At 65.2% G+C, this 16,146-nt stretch carries 14 protein-coding genes; 11 read left to right on the top strand and 3 right to left on the bottom strand.

Features of this window, described 5'->3' with window-relative positions; translation table 11 throughout:
* The first annotated feature begins 34 nt into the window (after nt 1–34).
* The 4 genes from Q8Q80_RS15695 (at nt 35) to Q8Q80_RS15680 (ending at nt 8,279) form a co-directional block, all read left to right on the top strand.
* A complete protein-coding gene (locus tag Q8Q80_RS15695; RefSeq protein ID WP_305633819.1) occupies nt 35–2,704 on the top strand; it encodes a PD-(D/E)XK nuclease family protein in 2,670 nt (889 codons plus the stop codon).
* A complete protein-coding gene (locus tag Q8Q80_RS15690; RefSeq protein ID WP_305633818.1) occupies nt 2,701–5,976 on the top strand; it encodes an exodeoxyribonuclease V subunit beta in 3,276 nt (1,091 codons plus the stop codon). Before Q8Q80_RS15695 ends, Q8Q80_RS15690 begins: the two co-directional genes overlap by 4 nt.
* 102 nt (nt 5,977–6,078) lie before the next feature.
* Complete coding sequence (locus Q8Q80_RS15685) at nt 6,079–6,528, top strand: CBS domain-containing protein (RefSeq protein WP_305633817.1); 450 nt, start codon at nt 6,079–6,081, stop codon at nt 6,526–6,528.
* Nucleotides 6,529–6,602: 74 nt separating this feature from the next.
* Entirely contained in the window at nt 6,603–8,279 is a 1,677-nt protein-coding gene (locus Q8Q80_RS15680; RefSeq protein ID WP_305633816.1) for a long-chain-fatty-acid--CoA ligase, read from the top strand.
* Nucleotides 8,280–8,364: 85 nt separating this feature from the next.
* Here the strand turns inward: Q8Q80_RS15680 and Q8Q80_RS15675 are convergent, their stop codons facing one another.
* On the bottom strand, nt 8,365–8,751 hold the full coding sequence (locus tag Q8Q80_RS15675; RefSeq protein WP_305633815.1) for an H-NS histone family protein: 387 nt from the start codon (nt 8,749–8,751) through the stop codon (nt 8,365–8,367).
* Between the two features lie 319 nt (nt 8,752–9,070).
* Between Q8Q80_RS15675 and ccoN the strand changes: the two genes are divergently transcribed.
* The 7 genes from ccoN to Q8Q80_RS15640 are packed head-to-tail and all read left to right on the top strand — an operon-like array spanning nt 9,071 to nt 14,492.
* Nucleotides 9,071–10,498, top strand: a complete 1,428-nt coding sequence (gene ccoN, locus Q8Q80_RS15670; RefSeq protein WP_305633844.1) for a cytochrome-c oxidase, cbb3-type subunit I — start codon at nt 9,071–9,073, stop codon at nt 10,496–10,498.
* A gap of 16 nt (nt 10,499–10,514) precedes the next feature.
* A complete protein-coding gene (ccoO, locus tag Q8Q80_RS15665) occupies nt 10,515–11,129 on the top strand; it encodes a cytochrome-c oxidase, cbb3-type subunit II (RefSeq protein ID WP_257080415.1) in 615 nt (204 codons plus the stop codon).
* Nucleotides 11,130–11,140: 11 nt separating this feature from the next.
* Entirely contained in the window at nt 11,141–11,317 is a 177-nt protein-coding gene (locus Q8Q80_RS15660; protein ID WP_257095118.1) for a CcoQ/FixQ family Cbb3-type cytochrome c oxidase assembly chaperone, read from the top strand.
* Complete coding sequence (ccoP, locus tag Q8Q80_RS15655) at nt 11,314–12,249, top strand: cytochrome-c oxidase, cbb3-type subunit III (protein WP_305633814.1); 936 nt, start codon at nt 11,314–11,316, stop codon at nt 12,247–12,249. The genes Q8Q80_RS15660 and ccoP overlap by 4 nt, the downstream gene beginning before the upstream one ends.
* 38 nt (nt 12,250–12,287) lie before the next feature.
* Nucleotides 12,288–13,697: a cytochrome c oxidase accessory protein CcoG gene (gene ccoG / locus Q8Q80_RS15650; protein ID WP_305633843.1), complete on the top strand. Its 1,410-nt coding sequence runs from the start codon at nt 12,288–12,290 to the stop codon at nt 13,695–13,697.
* Between the two features lie 2 nt (nt 13,698–13,699).
* Entirely contained in the window at nt 13,700–14,215 is a 516-nt protein-coding gene (locus tag Q8Q80_RS15645; RefSeq protein WP_305633813.1) for a FixH family protein, read from the top strand.
* Nucleotides 14,208–14,492 carry a hypothetical protein gene (locus Q8Q80_RS15640; protein ID WP_305633812.1) on the top strand — a complete coding sequence of 95 codons (285 nt, stop codon included), beginning with the start codon at nt 14,208–14,210 and terminating at the stop codon, nt 14,490–14,492. The genes Q8Q80_RS15645 and Q8Q80_RS15640 overlap by 8 nt, the downstream gene beginning before the upstream one ends.
* Nucleotides 14,493–14,536: 44 nt before the next feature.
* Here the strand turns inward: Q8Q80_RS15640 and Q8Q80_RS15635 are convergent, their stop codons facing one another.
* Nucleotides 14,537–14,989 carry a universal stress protein gene (locus Q8Q80_RS15635; RefSeq protein ID WP_305633811.1) on the bottom strand — a complete coding sequence of 151 codons (453 nt, stop codon included), beginning with the start codon at nt 14,987–14,989 and terminating at the stop codon, nt 14,537–14,539.
* Between the two features lie 188 nt (nt 14,990–15,177).
* A partial coding sequence (locus tag Q8Q80_RS15630) for a transposase (protein WP_305633810.1) occupies nt 15,178–16,146 on the bottom strand: 969 nt, incomplete at its 5' end.

Below are 16,146 nucleotides of genomic sequence, written 5' to 3'. Positions count from 1 at the left end.
CGCCCGCCGGCCGCAGCAGTTCGCGTCCTCGCGCATGAACGCGGCGGGCTTCGAAACCTTGCGCTTGCCGGCAGATGGCGCGCTGTTCGCCCGGCTCGCGCGCCTTCTGATCGATCGCCATGGCGATGCGCTCGCCGACTGCGACCTGCTGATTCCGGTCATGGTGCATGCGTCGGCGCTGCGCGGTGCGCTGGTGGCCGAAGCCGGACAGGCGCTGTTCATGCCGCGCATGCTCACGCCGTCGTTGCTGGCGGCGCGCTGGATGGGCGATGCACCGGTCGATCCCCACCCCCGGCGTCTGCTGCGTCTGGTGGCGCAATTGCGCCAGCAAGCCTGGCTGGGCGATGCCGATCCGTGGTCGGCCGCGCAGGAACTGCTCGAACTGGCGGATGCGCTGGCCGGATTGCCGGCGCCGCCGGACGAGAACGCCCTGCAGCACGGCTTCGAACGTGCGCACGGTCTGACCGACAGCGCGGCGCTGTCGCTCGAAGCGCGTCTGGTGCATGCGGTGTGGCACAGCGACTGCACCGGAACGCCCGGTCATGCGCGTGCCGTCACGCAGGCGTTGATGCGCGCCGCTGGCGCAGCGCGTCGGCCGCTCATTTACCTGTCCGCGCTGGTCGAGCCAGCGCCAGCGTGGCTTGAATTGCATGCCGCGCGCGTGCCGGTGCTGAATGTGCTGGCAACGCGCGCGCTGGCCGATACTTCGGTCGCCCGCGTGCTGCACGCCGCCTGGCCGTCCGGCCCGCTGCCCCGTGCGGCAGACGTTTCGACGCCCGCCCCATCGCGGGATGACGCGCTCGAACTGGCCGGCCGTGTGCGCCTCCTCGGTGCGCAGTCGCTTGAGCAGGAAGCGCAATGTGCCGCGTCCTGCATCGCCGGCTGGCTGGCTGAAGGCCGCTGCAACATTGCGCTGGTGGCGCTCGATCGCGAAGCGGCACGGCGCGCCCGCGCGCTGCTCGAACGCCGGCAGGTTCTGCTGGCCGATGAAACCGGCTGGAAGCTGTCGACGACGCGTGCGGCGGCCACGGTCGACGCCCTGCTGCAATGCTTCGCGTCGGACGGCTATCACCGCGATCTGCTCGATCTGCTGCGCTCGCCGCATGTGGCCGGCGCGCTCGACCGCGATGCCCACGCACAGGCCATCGCCGCCATCGACAACTGGGTGGTCAGGCGCAACCATGTCGATGGCCTGCACGCCTTGCTCACCGATGCCGGCCGCGAGTTTTCCGCCCGCCCGCCCGGCCAGCTGATCGACGCGCTGTCGCAGGCTTTTGCGCTGATGCCCACCCACAACGCGCCGGCCAGCTTCCGGGTCGAACGCCTGCTGGCAGCGCTCGATGTGCTGGGCGCCCGCGCCGCGTTGATGCTCGACGCAGCCGGTGCGCAGGTGGTCAATCTGCTGGAGCAGTTGCGTGCCGACAGCAGCGGCGTGGCACTCGACCTGTCTTTCGCGGACTGGCGCAAGTGGCTCAACAGCGAGTTCGAGCAGGCGCTGTTCCGGGACAGCGCCATCGACAGCCCGGTGGTGCTGACGCCACTGACGGCGACCCGCCTGCGCCGTTTCGACGCCGTGTATGTGATCGGCGCCGACAGCCGGCACCTGGCGCCAGCGCGCCTGCGCGGCGTGCTCGGCCACGAAGGCCTTCGGCGCGAACTTGGACTACCGGATTCGCAGCTCGCCGCCGGGCAGCTGCGCGACGATCTTGCCAGTCTGATCGCCTGCAGCGACCAGACCGTATTCAGTTGGCAGACGCAGCGCAACGGTGAAGCGAACCTGCCCGGCTTGGATCTGCAGCGCCTCGATCTGGTGTTGCAGCGCGCCGGCCTGCCGTCGGCCATTTGCAGTGCGCCGTCGCTTGCCGATCCGCCGCCGCTTCCGGCACGGGTCGTTTCCAGTGCGCCGGTGCTCGATCCGGCGCGCGTGCCGTCGCGGCTCACGGCAAGTGCTCTGGCCGACCTGATGGCCTGTCCCTATCGCTACTACGCCCGTCACGTACTTGGCCTGGGTGCCGGCGACGAGGTCGAGGATGCCATGGGCAAGGGCAGCGTCGGTGAGCTGGTGCATCGCGTGCTGCACGATTTTCATGTCGCTCACCCGCGACTGGCGGAGGCTGCGCCGCCCGCACTGGCCGATGCCCTGCGCGCGCAGATTGCCGTCGCCTTCGATGGCGCCATCGCGCGCAACTTCCAGGAGCATGCGTGGGCCGATCGCCTGCACGATCGCGCCGACGCCTACATCGCGTGGGCCGTGCAGCGCGAAGCCGACGGCTGGCTGTTCGACAGCGGTGAGGCGAGGCGCACGCATGTGCTCCAGTTGCCGGATGGTGCTGCACTGTCGCTCGAAGGCCGGATCGACCGCATCGACCGCAATGCCGAGGGCGATGTCGCGCTGCTCGACTACAAGCTGCGCAGTGCCGAGAGCGTTCGCAAGACCCTGCAGGCCGACGACGTGCAGCTGGCGTTCTATACCGTGCTCGAAGGCGGCTCGGTGAGCCAGGCCGCCTATCTGGCGCTGGAAGAGAGTGCGCCCGTGACCTTTGTAGAGGCCGATCCACCCGCCGCTGCGCGGGCGCTGCAGGTGCTCGTGTCCGAGCTGTTTCCGGCGCTGCGCAACGGCGCAGCCCTGCCGGCGCACGGCGATCAGGCGGCCTGCCGGCATTGCGACATGCGCGGCCTGTGCCGCAAGGACTGGCTGCCATGAGCCGCGAAGACGATCTGCGCGCACTCGACCCGGCACGCAGCGTAGTCGTCGAGGCATGCGCCGGCAGCGGCAAGACCTGGACGCTGGTGTCGCGCCTGATCCGCCTGCTGCTGGCCGGCGCGCAGCCGGGCGACATTCTCGCCATCACCTACACGCGCAAGGCGGCGCGTGAAATAGAGGAGCGCCTGCAGCACTGGCTGGCTGAACTGGCCGTGGCCGACGATGAGCGGGTGAGTGTCTTCCTCGCCGAACGCGGACTGGACGTGCAGCGCGATCCGACACTGATCGCGCGTGCGCGGGCGCTGTTCGAGCAGGTCGCCGACGCGCGGCCCGGGCTGACGGTGAACACCTTCCACGGCTGGTTTTCGTCACTGCTCGGTGCCGCACCGCTGAACAGCGGTCTGCGTGGCCTGCAGCTTTCCGAGCGCACGGCGCAGTTGCGCGATCAGGCCTGGGCCGCGCTGATGCGCCGCGCCGGGCGCGCGCCACAGGCCGAACTGGCGCTCGCGTTGCGCAGCCTGCTTGGCCGGTGCGGGGTGGCGGGCACCAAAACGCTGGCCAGCGCGCTGGTCGATCGCCGCGCCGAGTGGGAAGCGTGGCTGGCGGCGCAGGGCGGACTGGCCGGCGCGTTGGCCCACTTGCGACAATTTTTCGGGGCCGACGCCGAAGCCCCGGTCGACGTGCTCGCCGGCGACGAATTGCTGCGCCGTCGCGCCCTCGATCTCGCGCGGCTGCTTGGTCAGGGCACGGAGGCGCAGCAGCGCAAGGCGACGGCGATCGAACAGGCGTGCGCGCAGGTCGAGGCTCACGCCTACTTGGCCGGCCTGCGCGCCCAGCTGCTCAAGCAGGATGGCGAGCCGGCGAGCTTCAAGCCGGGCAAGGCGCTTGAAAAGCTCGGCGTGGCCGACAGTGCGCTCGCGCTGAACGAGCAGGTTGCGGCGCGTCTGGTGCAGTGCCTGAACGCGCAGGCTGATCTTGCCGCCTGGGCGCTCAACGAACAGGGGCTGCAGGTCGCCGCGGCGCTGCTCGACGCCTACGACCGCATCAAGCAGAACGCGGGCGTGCTCGACTTCGGCGATCTCGAGTGGCACGCCGCCCGGCTGCTGTCCGACGCGCAGACCGGCCCCTTCGTGCAGGCGCGGCTCGATGCGCGCTACCGCCACCTGTTGCTGGACGAATTCCAGGACACCAATCCGCTGCAGTGGCAGGTGCTGATGCACTGGCTCGATGCCTACGCGCCGGGTCAGGTGCAGCCGGTGGTGTTCGTGGTCGGCGATCCGAAACAGTCGATCTACCGCTTCCGGCGCGCCGACCCGCGCATCTTCACGCATGCGGCCACGGTGTTCGAACAGCGCTTCGGCGCCCTGCGGCTGCAGCGCAATGAAACCCGGCGCAGCAGCCCGGCCGTGGTGAGCGCGGTCAACGCCGTGTTCGGCGACATGGACGTGTTCGAAGGCTTTGCGCCGCACAGCACGTCCCGGACCGATCTGCCCGGCCGGGTCGAAGTGCTGCCGGCTTTCGGGCACGAAGCCGACGCCAGGGCGGAAGCCGACGGGCAGGCCGCTGCGCCCGGCCTGCGCAATCCGTTGCGCCAGCCGAGGCTGGCCATCGAGGACAGCCGCCGCAAGCGCGAAGCCGATGCGCTGTGCACGCGGCTCAAGGGCATGGTCGGGCGGCTCGCGGTGCGCGATGCGCACACCGGTGCAACGCGCGCGGCGCGCTATGGCGACATGATGATCCTGCTGCGCCGGCGTACCGGGCTGGCGGTGTACGAGGCAGCCCTGCGCGCTCACGGCATTCCCTACTTCGGCGCCAGCCGCGGCCGCCTGCTCGATACGCTCGAAGCGTCCGACCTGCTGGCGTTGCTGCGCTTTCTCGCTGCACCGGCCGATGCGCTGTCGCTCGCCCATGTACTGCGCAGCCCGCTGTTCGCGTTCGACGACGCGCAGTTGCTCGATGTGACCGGCGACGGCGCCGAAAGTCTGTGGCCGACGCTGCGCGCGCGCCGCGCCGGCAGTGATCCGGCGTACGCCCGCGCCGCGGCACTGCTGGAGGGCTGGCTCGACGCAGCGACCCGTCTGCCGGTGCACGACCTCCTCGACCGGGTATTCGATCAGGGCGCGCTGATGCCGCGTTACGCCGCCAGCGTCGACGCGATGGCGTGGCCGGGTGTGCGCGCCAATCTCGAAGCCTTCATCGAACTGGCACTCAAGGTCGACAGCGGCCGCTACCCCAGCCTGCCGCGTTTCATCGACGAGCTGACACGCCTGCGCAACGAAGATGACGAAGCGCCGGATGAAGGCCTCATCCTCGGTGAAGACCCGGCGCGCGGGCGCGTGCGCGTGCTCACGGTGCACGCGGCCAAGGGGCTGGAGGCGCCCATCGTCTGGCTGGCCGACGCGGTGGCGCGGCCGCGCACCGACAGCGGTGCGCGCGTGCTGCTCAACTGGCCGCCCGGCGACGCTGCGCCCGGTCATCTGTCCTTGCTGCAGAACAAGGACAATCAGGGCCATGCCCGCGCCGTCTTCATCGACGCCGAGGCACGGGCCGCTGCGCGCGAGGACGCGAACCTGCTGTATGTCGCGCTGACCCGGGCCCGCCAGCTGCTGTTCGTCAGTGGTGTCAGCCCCGCCAAGGGCAGCAGTGCCGGCAGCTGGCTCGACCGCGTCAGTGCGGCGCTTGGCCGCTGCGCCGATGCCGTCGCCACCGACGGCAGCGGCATGCGGCTTGACCATGGTGTACTTGCCGACTGCGTGGACCCCACACCGGATGACCCCGCTGTCAGGGCTGCCGTAGCCGATGCGCCGGTACCTGCCATCGGTGAGCGGCGCGCGCTGGTTGCGCTCGATTCCGTTCAGCTCTGGGGCGTGGGCCTGCACAGCTGGCTTGAGGCACTGGCTGGCGGTGAGCCGTCGCCCGCGCGGCTGGCCGGACTCGATGCCGTACAGTGGCGCGATCTCGAAGCGATCGCGCGCCGCCTCGTGGCGAGTGAATCGCTGCAGCGCTTCTTCGACCCGGCGCAGCATCGCTGGTCGGCGAACGAACTCGAATTCGTGCTGCCCGACGGTAGACCAGGCCGGATCGACCGGCTGGTCGAATTCGATGACGACATCTGGATTCTGGATTACAAGAGTGGACAGGGCGACCGTTTTGCCGAGTCCTATACGGCGCAACTTGCCGGCTATGCCGAGGCAGTGGCCGCGATCCGGCCCGGCAAGGCGGTGCATGCGGCGCTGATCCGGCCGGACGGCGCGCTCGACGTGCGCTTCTGAGCGCCGCCCGAAACTTTGCGTCGCTGGCAGTTTTGACTACCATCTGCGATATTCAACCGCGGTGTGCGTTTCGCGCATGCGCAGCACGAAGGGGTGGCCGTCATGCAAGTACATGAAATCCTGCGCATCAAGGGAACGGTGCTGTACACCGTAGTCCCGTCGCAGTCGCTGGATAATGCGGTCGCCACGATGGCCGATCTGGATGTCGGTTCGCTGGTTGTCATGGAACATGGCCTGATGGCCGGCATGCTGAGCTTTCGCGAAGTGCTGCGCGCGTTGCGAACGGCCGGTGGCGGCTGGCAGACACTCACGGTCGCCGATGTGATGCAGCGTGACCCGGCCACCGCTCACCCCGACATGGAAGTGGACGAACTGCGTCGCCTGATGCTGGAGCGGCACTGCCGCTACCTGCCGATCATGGAAGGCGACACGCTGATGGGTGTGCTGTCCTTTCACGATGTGGCGCGCGCCATGCTGGAAGAGCAGAGTTTCGAGAACCGCATGCTGAAGAGCTATATCCGCGACTGGCCGATGGACGACGCGTCGAGCTAGGCCACACGACGGACGACCGGCCGCCGGACGCGCGCAGACGCCGGGCGGTGCAGGCCGAACACGGGGGGAGAGCTATGGACAAGGTATGGCTGAAAAGCTATCCGGCTGGCGTACCGGCCGAAATCGACCCATCGGAATTCAAGTCGATCGGCGATGTGTTCGAGCGCAGCTGCCGCGAGTTCGCCGATCGCGACGCCTACGTCTGCATGGGCAAGGCGATCAGCTTCACCGAAACCGAAAGGCTGAGTGCGGCGTTCGCCGCCTATCTGCAGTCAGTGCTCGGTCTGGCGCCCGGCGCGCGGGTGGCACTGATGATGCCCAACGTGCTGCAGTATCCGGTGGCCATGTTCGGCGCGCTGCGCGCCGGCTATACGGTGGTGAACTGCAATCCGCTCTATACGCCGCGCGAACTGGAACACCAGCTGGTCGACAGCGGCGCCGAAGTCATCGTCGTGCTCGAGAATTTCGCCTCAACGCTGCAGCACGTGCTGGCCCGCACGCCGGTGCGCCACGTGGTGGTGACCGCGCTGGGCGACATGCTGCCGGCGCCCAAGGGCTGGCTGGTGAATTTCGTCGTGCGCCACGTCAAGAAGATGGTGCCGGCGTTCGACCTCCCCGCTGCGGTGCGCTTCAACGACGCGCTCGGACTCGCCCGCGGTCACGCACTCAATCCGGTCAATGTCGTGCATGAAGACATCGCCTTCCTGCAATACACCGGTGGCACGACGGGCGTCGCCAAGGGCGCGATGCTCACGCATCGCAATATCGTCGCCAACATGCTGCAGGCCGATGCATGGATCAAGCCCTTTCTGACCGGGCCGCAGATCGTCATCACCGCGCTGCCGCTTTATCACATCTTCGCGCTGACCGCGAATTGCCTGGTATTCCTGAAGCTTGGCGCAAGGAATGTGCTGATCACCAATCCGCGCGACATTCCGGGTTTCGTCAAGGAACTGTCGAAACACCGTTTCACGGCGATTACGGGCGTCAATACACTGTTCAATGCGCTGCTCAACAACGCCGATTTCGCCAAGGTCGATTTTTCGGCGCTCAGGGTGTCGCTGGGGGGTGGCATGGCCGTCCAGCGGGCGGTCGCCGAACGCTGGAAGAAGGTGACCGGACGGCCGCTCATCGAAGCCTATGGATTGACCGAAACATCGCCTGCGGTGTGCATCAACCCGCCTGACCAGGAGGAATTCAGCGGCACCATCGGGCTGCCGGTTCCGTCGACCGAAGTCTCGATCAGAAATGATGATGGTGTCGAATTACCGATGGGCGAGACGGGCGAATTGTGCGTGCGTGGCCCGCAAGTGATGAAGGGTTATTACCGACGGCCGGAAGAAACCGAAAAAGTGATGACGCCGGACGGGTATCTGCGTACCGGCGATGTGGCAATGGTGGATGAAGCCGGATTCGTGAAAATTGTCGACCGCAAGAAGGACATGATTCTGGTATCCGGATTCAATGTTTATCCGAACGAGGTGGAAGAGGTCATTGTCGAGTGCGAGGGCGTGCTCGAGTGCTGCGTGATCGGGGTTGCGGACGAGCATTCGGGCGAGGTGGTCAGGGCATACGTCGTGCGCAAGGACATGGCGCTCACGACGGAACAGATCATTGCGCATTGCCGGACGCAATTGACTGCGTACAAGATTCCCCGCCACGTGGAGTTTCGCGACGAACTGCCCAAAACGAATGTCGGAAAGATATTGCGCCGCGCGCTCAAGGAGGAAATGCAGAAGACACCGCCCTGAACACATGGGCACGCTCGAATGAAAAAGGCACCTCTCGGTGCCTTTTTCATTTGTCTTACATGCAACCGTTCAACCGTTCAACCGTTCAATTCACGCGCGCGGCGTTCAACTGGTCGGCCGTCATGCTGGCGAGCCAGCCCGGCTTGCGGCCGGCCGCGCCGACTTCCTTGATTTCACCGTTTTCCGGATTACGGTACTTGCCCGGAGCAATCTTCACCTTTGCGCCGGCAGTCGGGCGTGCGGCACGTTTCGCCGAAGAACCGGACAAACCGACGTCGGCGGCTGACAGATTGTATTTCTTGATCTTTGCCCTGACGTCGGCAATAACCGATTCGAGTTCAGCCCGACGCACCACCTCGGCCTGCTGTTGAAGATCCGAGATTCTTGCCATCAATTCGTCGTAACTTTGACCGGACATCGATACTTCTCCATTGAGTAATGAAATTGGATGATAGACCGATTCGACAATCAAGGTAAATCGATTCAGCGAATTTCAATCCGGGAAACGAATGGAATCGTAATGCAGGCGGGTAATGCAGCAGGGAAGTCGGGCGTCGCGCCCTGCGTCCAGGCCGGACGGTTCGTGGGCTCAGGGATGACCCCGGTTGCGCCATGGCAGGCGATCTGCGCCAATTTGGTGCACTGCGGCCAAAGCGGCGGCGCTTGACGTGGGTCAAGATCGTCGCGGGCCCCTGCACATACCCTTCGTTCCGGATCATGCGGGTTCGTGCGGGCCGGCGGGCGCGAAGCGGAATTTCAATGTGGAGTAGTCAAAAATGAAAACAGCGGCAATGGGTGGGGTCGGCGAGACTTACGACTACCGGGTGGTGCGGCAGTTCTCGCTGATGACCGTGGTCTGGGGCATCGTGGGCATGCTGGTCGGCGTGATCATCGCCGCCCAGCTGGTATGGCCTGAACTGAACTTCGGTGAGTGGTTTCACTTCGGGCGCCTGCGGCCCCTGCACACGAACGCGGTGATTTTCGCCTTCGGCGGCTGTGCGTTGATGGCGACGTCGTTCTTCGTCGTGCAACGCACCTGCCACACCAGGCTGTTTGCGCCCTGGCTGGCCGGTTTCGTGTTCTGGGGCTGGCAGACGGTCATCGTGCTGGCGGCCATCACCTTGCCGCTCGGCTACACGCAGGGCAAGGAGTACGCCGAGCTCGAATGGCCGATCGACATCCTGATCACGCTGGTGTGGGTGTCCTACGCCATCGTGTTCTTCGGCACCATCGTGAAGCGAAAGACGCCGCACATCTATGTCGCGAACTGGTTCTACGGCGCCTTCATCCTCGCGGTGGCGATGTTGCACCTGGTCAATAGCGCAGCCATCCCTGCCGACTTCATGAAGTCCTACTCGGCCTATGCCGGCGTGCAGGACGCAATGATCCAGTGGTGGTACGGTCACAACGCGGTCGGCTTTTTCCTGACCGCCGGCTTCCTCGGCATGATGTATTACTTCGTGCCCAAGCAGGCCGAGCGCCCGGTGTATTCCTACCGCCTGTCGGTGGTGCACTTCTGGGCGCTGATCTTCACCTACATGTGGGCGGGCCCGCACCATCTGCACTACACCGCGCTGCCCGACTGGACGCAGTCGCTCGGCATGGTGTTTTCGCTGATCCTGCTGGCACCGAGCTGGGGCGGCATGATCAACGGCATCATGACGCTGTCGGGTGCCTGGCACAAACTGCGCACCGATCCGATCCTGAAGTTCCTGATCACCTCGCTGTCCTTCTACGGCATGTCGACCTTCGAAGGTCCGATGATGTCGATCAAGACGGTCAATGCGCTGTCGCACTACACGGACTGGACCATCGGCCACGTGCATTCGGGCGCGCTGGGCTGGGTTGCGATGATTTCGATCGGCTCGATCTACTACCTGATCCCGCGCCTGTTCGGCCAGGAAAAGATGTACTCGGTGCCCGCCATCAGCATCCACTTCTGGATGTCGACCCTCGGCGTGGTTCTCTACATCGCCGCCATGTGGATCGCCGGTGTCATGCAGGGCCTGATGTGGCGCGCGATCAACGACGACGGCACGCTCACCTACACCTTTGTCGAAAGCGTGAAGGCGACCTATCCGTTCTGGTTCATCCGCTTCCTTGGCGGCGCACTCTTCCTCGCGGGCATGTTCGTCATGGCCTGGAACGTGTGGAAAACCATCGCCGGCCAGAAGCCCTACAACGCCCCCGTCATAGCGCCTGCTGCCGCGCACGCCTGATTACCGGAGAATCATCATGGCTGCATCCAAACACGAACTGATTGAACGCAACGTTGGCCTGATGGCGATACTCACCGTGCTGGTGATCGCCGTCGGCGGTCTGGTCGAAATCGTGCCGCTGTTCTTCCAGCACTCGACGACCGAACCGGTCGAGGGCGTCAAGCCCTATGAGCCGCTGCAACTGGCCGGCCGCGACATCTACGTGCGGGAAGGTTGCTACAACTGCCACTCGCAGATGATCCGCCCGTTCCGCGCCGAGACCGAACGCTATGGTCACTACTCGGTGGCCGGCGAATTCGTCTATGACCGTCCGTTCCAGTGGGGCTCCAAGCGCACCGGCCCGGATCTGGCACGCGTCGGCGGCCGCTACTCCGACGAATGGCACCGCGTACACCTGATCAACCCGCGCGACGTGGTGCCCGAGTCGAACATGCCCGCCTTCGCCTTCCTCGAGCGTCCGGTCAAGGCATCGACCATCGAGCAGCACATGCGTGCGCTCACCCGCGTCGGTGTGCCTTACACCGAAGAACAGATGGCGGGTGCAGCCGAATCGCTGAAGGGCAAGACCGAAATGGAGGCGCTGATTGCCTACCTGCAGGGTCTGGGTACCGCGATCAAGCGCGTCAACTGAAGGATTCCATCATGGACTACGACATCAACACCCTGCGGGCGGCCGTGACGGTTGCCGGATTTGCCTGCTTCATCGTCATCGTCATCATGGCCTGGCGGCCGGGCGCACAACGCGCCCACCAAGAGGCGGCGATGCTGCCCTTCGCCGACGACGACCGCGTGCACCTGGATAGCGGAGAAACAAAGTGAGCGACTTCATCAGCGATTTCTGGAACGTCTATGTGGTGGTGCTCGTCATCGCCAGCCTGGTGTTCTGTGCCTTCATCATCCTGTCCAATCGTGGTGCGCGGCCGACCGGTACGGTCGAGTTGCATGGTCACCAGTGGGACGAAACACTGGCCGAGTGGAACAACCCGCTGCCGCGCTGGTGGGTGTGGCTGTTCTGGATCACCATCGTCTTCGCCATCGTCTATCTGATCGCCTACCCGGGCCTGGGCCGTTTCGGCGGCAAGCTGGGATGGACCTCGGTCAATGCCTACGAGCGCGAAGTGAGCGTGGCCGACGCAAAGGTGGCGCCGCTGTTCGAGCGCTATTCGAAGATGGACGCCATGCAGGTTGCCGCCGATCCGGAGGCGCGCGCCATGGGCGAGCGCCTGTACCTGAACAACTGTGCGCAGTGTCACGGCACCGACGCGCGCGGCTCGCGCGGCTTTCCGAACCTGGTCGACAGCGACTGGCTGTATGGCGGCGATCCGGAAGCCATCAAGGAAACGCTGGTCAATGGCCGCAACGCCATGATGCCGGCGTTCTCCGCCGTGCTCGATTCGGAAGCGCAGCGTGACGTGGTGCATTACGTGCGCTCACTGTCGGGCCTGACTGCCGACAACCTGCGGGTGCAGCGCGGCAAACCGGTGTTTGCTGCCAACTGTGCGGCATGCCACGGCGCGGAAGGTCGCGGCAATCAGGCCATGGGTGCGCCCAACCTGACCGACGGCGTGTGGCTATACGGCAGCACCGAAGCGATCGTTGCACAGAGCGTCGCACGGGGTCGCAATGGCCACATGCCGGCGCACGGTGAATTGCTCGGCGAGCACAAGATCCATCTGCTGACTGCCTATGTGTGGGGCTTGTCCAACAACACCACCAAGGCCGCGTCGGCAGACAGCAGCACGACACAGTGATGGAACCGCGACCTTCGACCGCGGGTCGGCCGGCACGGGTGATTCCGATCACCGAAGTGCCGGCTGACGAATCCGATCTGTACGCGGCGCGGAAGAAGATTCAGCCGCGCAGCATCAAGGGGCGCTTCAACTCGCTGCGCTGGGCCATGGTGTGGATCACCCAGCTGGTGTTCTACGGCCTGCCCTGGCTGCCGTGGAACGGTCGCCAGGCGGTGCTGTTCGATCTGGTGGAACGCAAGTTCTACATCTTCGGGCTGGTGCTGTGGCCGCAGGACGTGGTGTACCTGACGCTGCTGCTGATCATCAGCGCGCTCGGGCTGTTCCTGGTCACCGCGGTGGCGGGTCGCGTGTGGTGCGGCTACGCCTGTCCACAGTCGGTTTACACCGAAATTTTCATGTGGATAGAGCGTCACGTCGAAGGCGACCGGTCGGCGCGGATGAAGCTGGACGCCGCGTCGATGAGCCTGTCGAAATTCGGCCGCCGGCTTGCCAAGCATGGCATCTGGGCTGCGCTGGCGCTGTGGACCGGCTTCACCTTCGTTGGCTTCTTCTCGCCGATCCAGGAACTGGCGGCCGAAGTCGGCAGCTTCGGACTGGGCCCGTGGGAAGGCTTCTGGATGCTGTTCTACGCCGCCTTCACCTATCTGTTCGCGGGCCACATGCGCGAGCAGGTCTGCAAGTACATGTGTCCGTACGCGCGCTTCCAGGGCGTCATGTTCGATCCGGACACGCTGATCGTCAGCTATGACGCCAACCGGGGCGAGCCGCGCGGAAACAAGAAGAAGGCGAAGGAAGGCCAGCCGGTCGGCGACTGCGTCGACTGCGACTGGTGCGTGCAGGTCTGTCCGACCGGCATCGACATCCGCAATGGTCTGCAATACGAGTGCATCGGCTGTGCGCTGTGCATCGATGCCTGTGATCAGGTGATGGACAAGGTCGGACGCCCGCGCGGACTCATCGCCTACTCGACCGAGCGCGCCCAGCTCGCCGGCAAGCCGGCACATGAAGGCTGGAGGGAGGTGCTTGCACATATCCTTCGTCCACGCGTCATCCTGTACACCAGCCTGCTGCTGTTCATCGTGTCCGGCTTCGCCTGGGCGCTGCTGACCCGCACACCGGTCAAGATGAACGTGATGCGCGACCGTGCGTCCCTGGCGCGCGAAGTCGAAGGCGGCAAGATCGAGAACGTGTACCAGTTGCGGGTGATGAACACGTCGGAATCGGCGCGCCGTTTCGTGCTTGAGGTCGAAGGCCTTCCGGGCGCTACCATTCCCGGACTGCGCGAGATCGAAGTCGAGGCGGCCGGATCGCGCGATGTGGGTCTGCGCGTGCAGGTCGACGCCGAGTCGCTGGCGCCGGGCTCGCATACCGTATATTTCAATCTGCAGGCGGTCGATGCACCGGATGTCCGGGTGCATGAGAAGTCGTCCTTCCTGCAACCGAGGTGACCATGTCAGACAACTCGACACTGCAGCTCCCTTGGTATCGCCACCGCTGGCCCTGGCTGCTGATGCTCGGGCCGGTCACCGTGATCGTGGCCGGCGTCATCACGACCTGGCTGGCGGCCACGGGCAATACCGCGCTGGTCGCCGACGACTATTACAAGCAGGGCCTGACGATCAACCGCACACTGGAACGCGAGCGGCGCGCCGACGAACTGGGTGTAAAGGTGGCGATCGCCGCGCTGCCCCAGGGTGAGGGCGGAAGTGGCGGAACAACGCGACTCGACATCCAGTTGTCGATGACCGATCCGGCGAACCTGCCCGGTCGCTTGCGGATATTTCTCGCGCACCCCACACGCAGCGAACTCGATCGCGAATTGCTGCTCGACGGCGTTGGTGGCCTCTACTCGGGTGTGGTGCAGGATCTGGCACCGACGCACTGGAAGCTGGTGATCGAAGATGATGTGCGCGACTGGCGGCGTCAGGATTCGCTGCTGCTCGACGCGGGGAAAAACCGTGGCTGAAGCGATCAACGACGAAGATCCGCACGATACCCACCGTACGCCGGGGGGCGCAGCGCGATTGTTCGCGCTGGTGTCCTGGCCCTCGTTTCTGGTCGCCGCGGTCGCCGAACTGGTGTTCTTCAGCGTCATCAATCCGCAGGAACTGTACCTGTTCGGCGAGCCGGTCGGCTTTTCGCCGGTTGCGACCTATTCGATCGGGTTCTTCGGTTTCTGGGCGGTCGCCGGTGCATCCAGCCTGCTGACGGCCTGGCTGGCGGAAAAGCTGCCGGCACGCTGATCGCGTGCCGCAGGGGCGGACGTCGCCGCCCGCTACCGGTCCGCTCAGCGATAGACCAGCACCGGTATCTTCGAATTCGACAGCACCTTCTGCGTGACGCTGCCCAGCAGCAGGCTGGCCAACCCGCGCCGGCTGTGCGAACCCATGAAAATCACGTCGGCCTTGCGCGACAGACCGACCTCGATGATCGCCTTGTGCGGCTCGTCCTGCGTCACCGCAATGCTGTCGACGGCGACACCGGCGGCTTCCGCCTCGGCCCGGGCCGATTGCAGGATGCGGTCGGCGTGCGTGCGCATCGCGTCGGTGAAGTCGTTCGGCGCGATCGGATCGATGCTCTCGACGTCCGCCTCGCTGTGCAGCAGCGACACCGGATAATCCTTCATCACGTACAGGAAGGTGACGTGGCCCGATACATCTCTGGCAAAGCAGATGGCGTGCGTCACCGTAGCCTTTGAAAGGTCTGAACCATCGACCGGCACGAGTATGTGGCGAAACATCCTGGATGACTCCTCTGAGTATTGTTTGACCGGCTACCGCCACGGCATCCGGCCGGTTTGAACGCACGGCCTCTGCGGGCCGTTGCGTTCCGTCGCACGCGCTGATCGGGTACCGGAACGCGGTACCACAAAGAAAAAGCCGGACGTGCAATCAAGCACCTCCGGCTTTCCCCCACGCGGGAAGTGCGTCAGACCGCGTAGGTCTTCAGGCGCCTCGAAAAGTCCTGCAGCTGCTTGATGCCGCTGGACTCTGCGCGAGCACACCAGTCCTGCAACTGCTTCAACAGTTGTTCGCTCGACGCAGTGGAACGCGCCCACAGCGCAGTCAGTTCCTGGCGCATCGTGTGCACCGTTTCCAGTCGGCTGCTGTGTGCCAGGACGGAGGCCATTTCGGCGTCGTCGCTTGCCGGCTGCGCGTTCTCGCTGCGGCTGAGCCAGCGCTTGAAGCGCTGATAACGGTCGCCGTCGGCAAGCGCCACATGCGACGTACGCAGCTTTTCAACCTCTTCGGCGTAGATCGAGCGCAGCGACTTCATATAGCGGGTCATCACGTCGTAGCGATGCGTGATGATGGCTTCGAGCGTCTGGGTATCCACCACGTCGCGCGCCTGGAAGCGTGGCTGCGGAATGGTTTTCTTGGCCTTGGCCAGCCCCATGATTTCGAGGATGCGGATGTACATCCAGCCGATATCGAACTCGTACCACTTCGACGACAGCTTGGCCGACGTGGCGAAGGCGTGGTGATTGTTGTGCAGTTCCTCGCCACCGATCAGGATGCCCCACGGCGAAATGTTGGTCGCCGCGTCGGTGCAGTCGTAATTCCGGTAGCCCCAGTAGTGGCCGAGACCGTTCACGACGCCAGCCGCCCAGATCGGGATCCACGCCATCTGCACGGCCCAGATCGTCAGGCCGAGCGGGCCGAACAGGATCACGTTGGTGATCAGCATCAGGCGGATGCCCAGCCCGGAGTGCTTGCTGTAAAGGTTGCGCTCGATCCAGTCGTCCGGCGTACCCTGGCCGTAGCGCGCCATGGTTTCCTTGTTCTTCGCTTCGAGGCGGTACAGCTCGGCGCCTTCGGTCAGCACTTTCTTGATGCCCAGAACCACCGGGCTGTGCGGATCTTCGGGGGTTTCGCACTTGGCGTGGTGCTTGCGGTG

Origin of the sequence: Methyloversatilis sp., from assembly GCF_030698125.1 — a bacterium.
Taxonomy (GTDB): domain Bacteria; phylum Pseudomonadota; class Gammaproteobacteria; order Burkholderiales; family Rhodocyclaceae; genus Methyloversatilis.
Note: the sequence above shows the minus strand (reverse complement) of the source record. Positions and strands in the feature narration are given on the sequence as shown.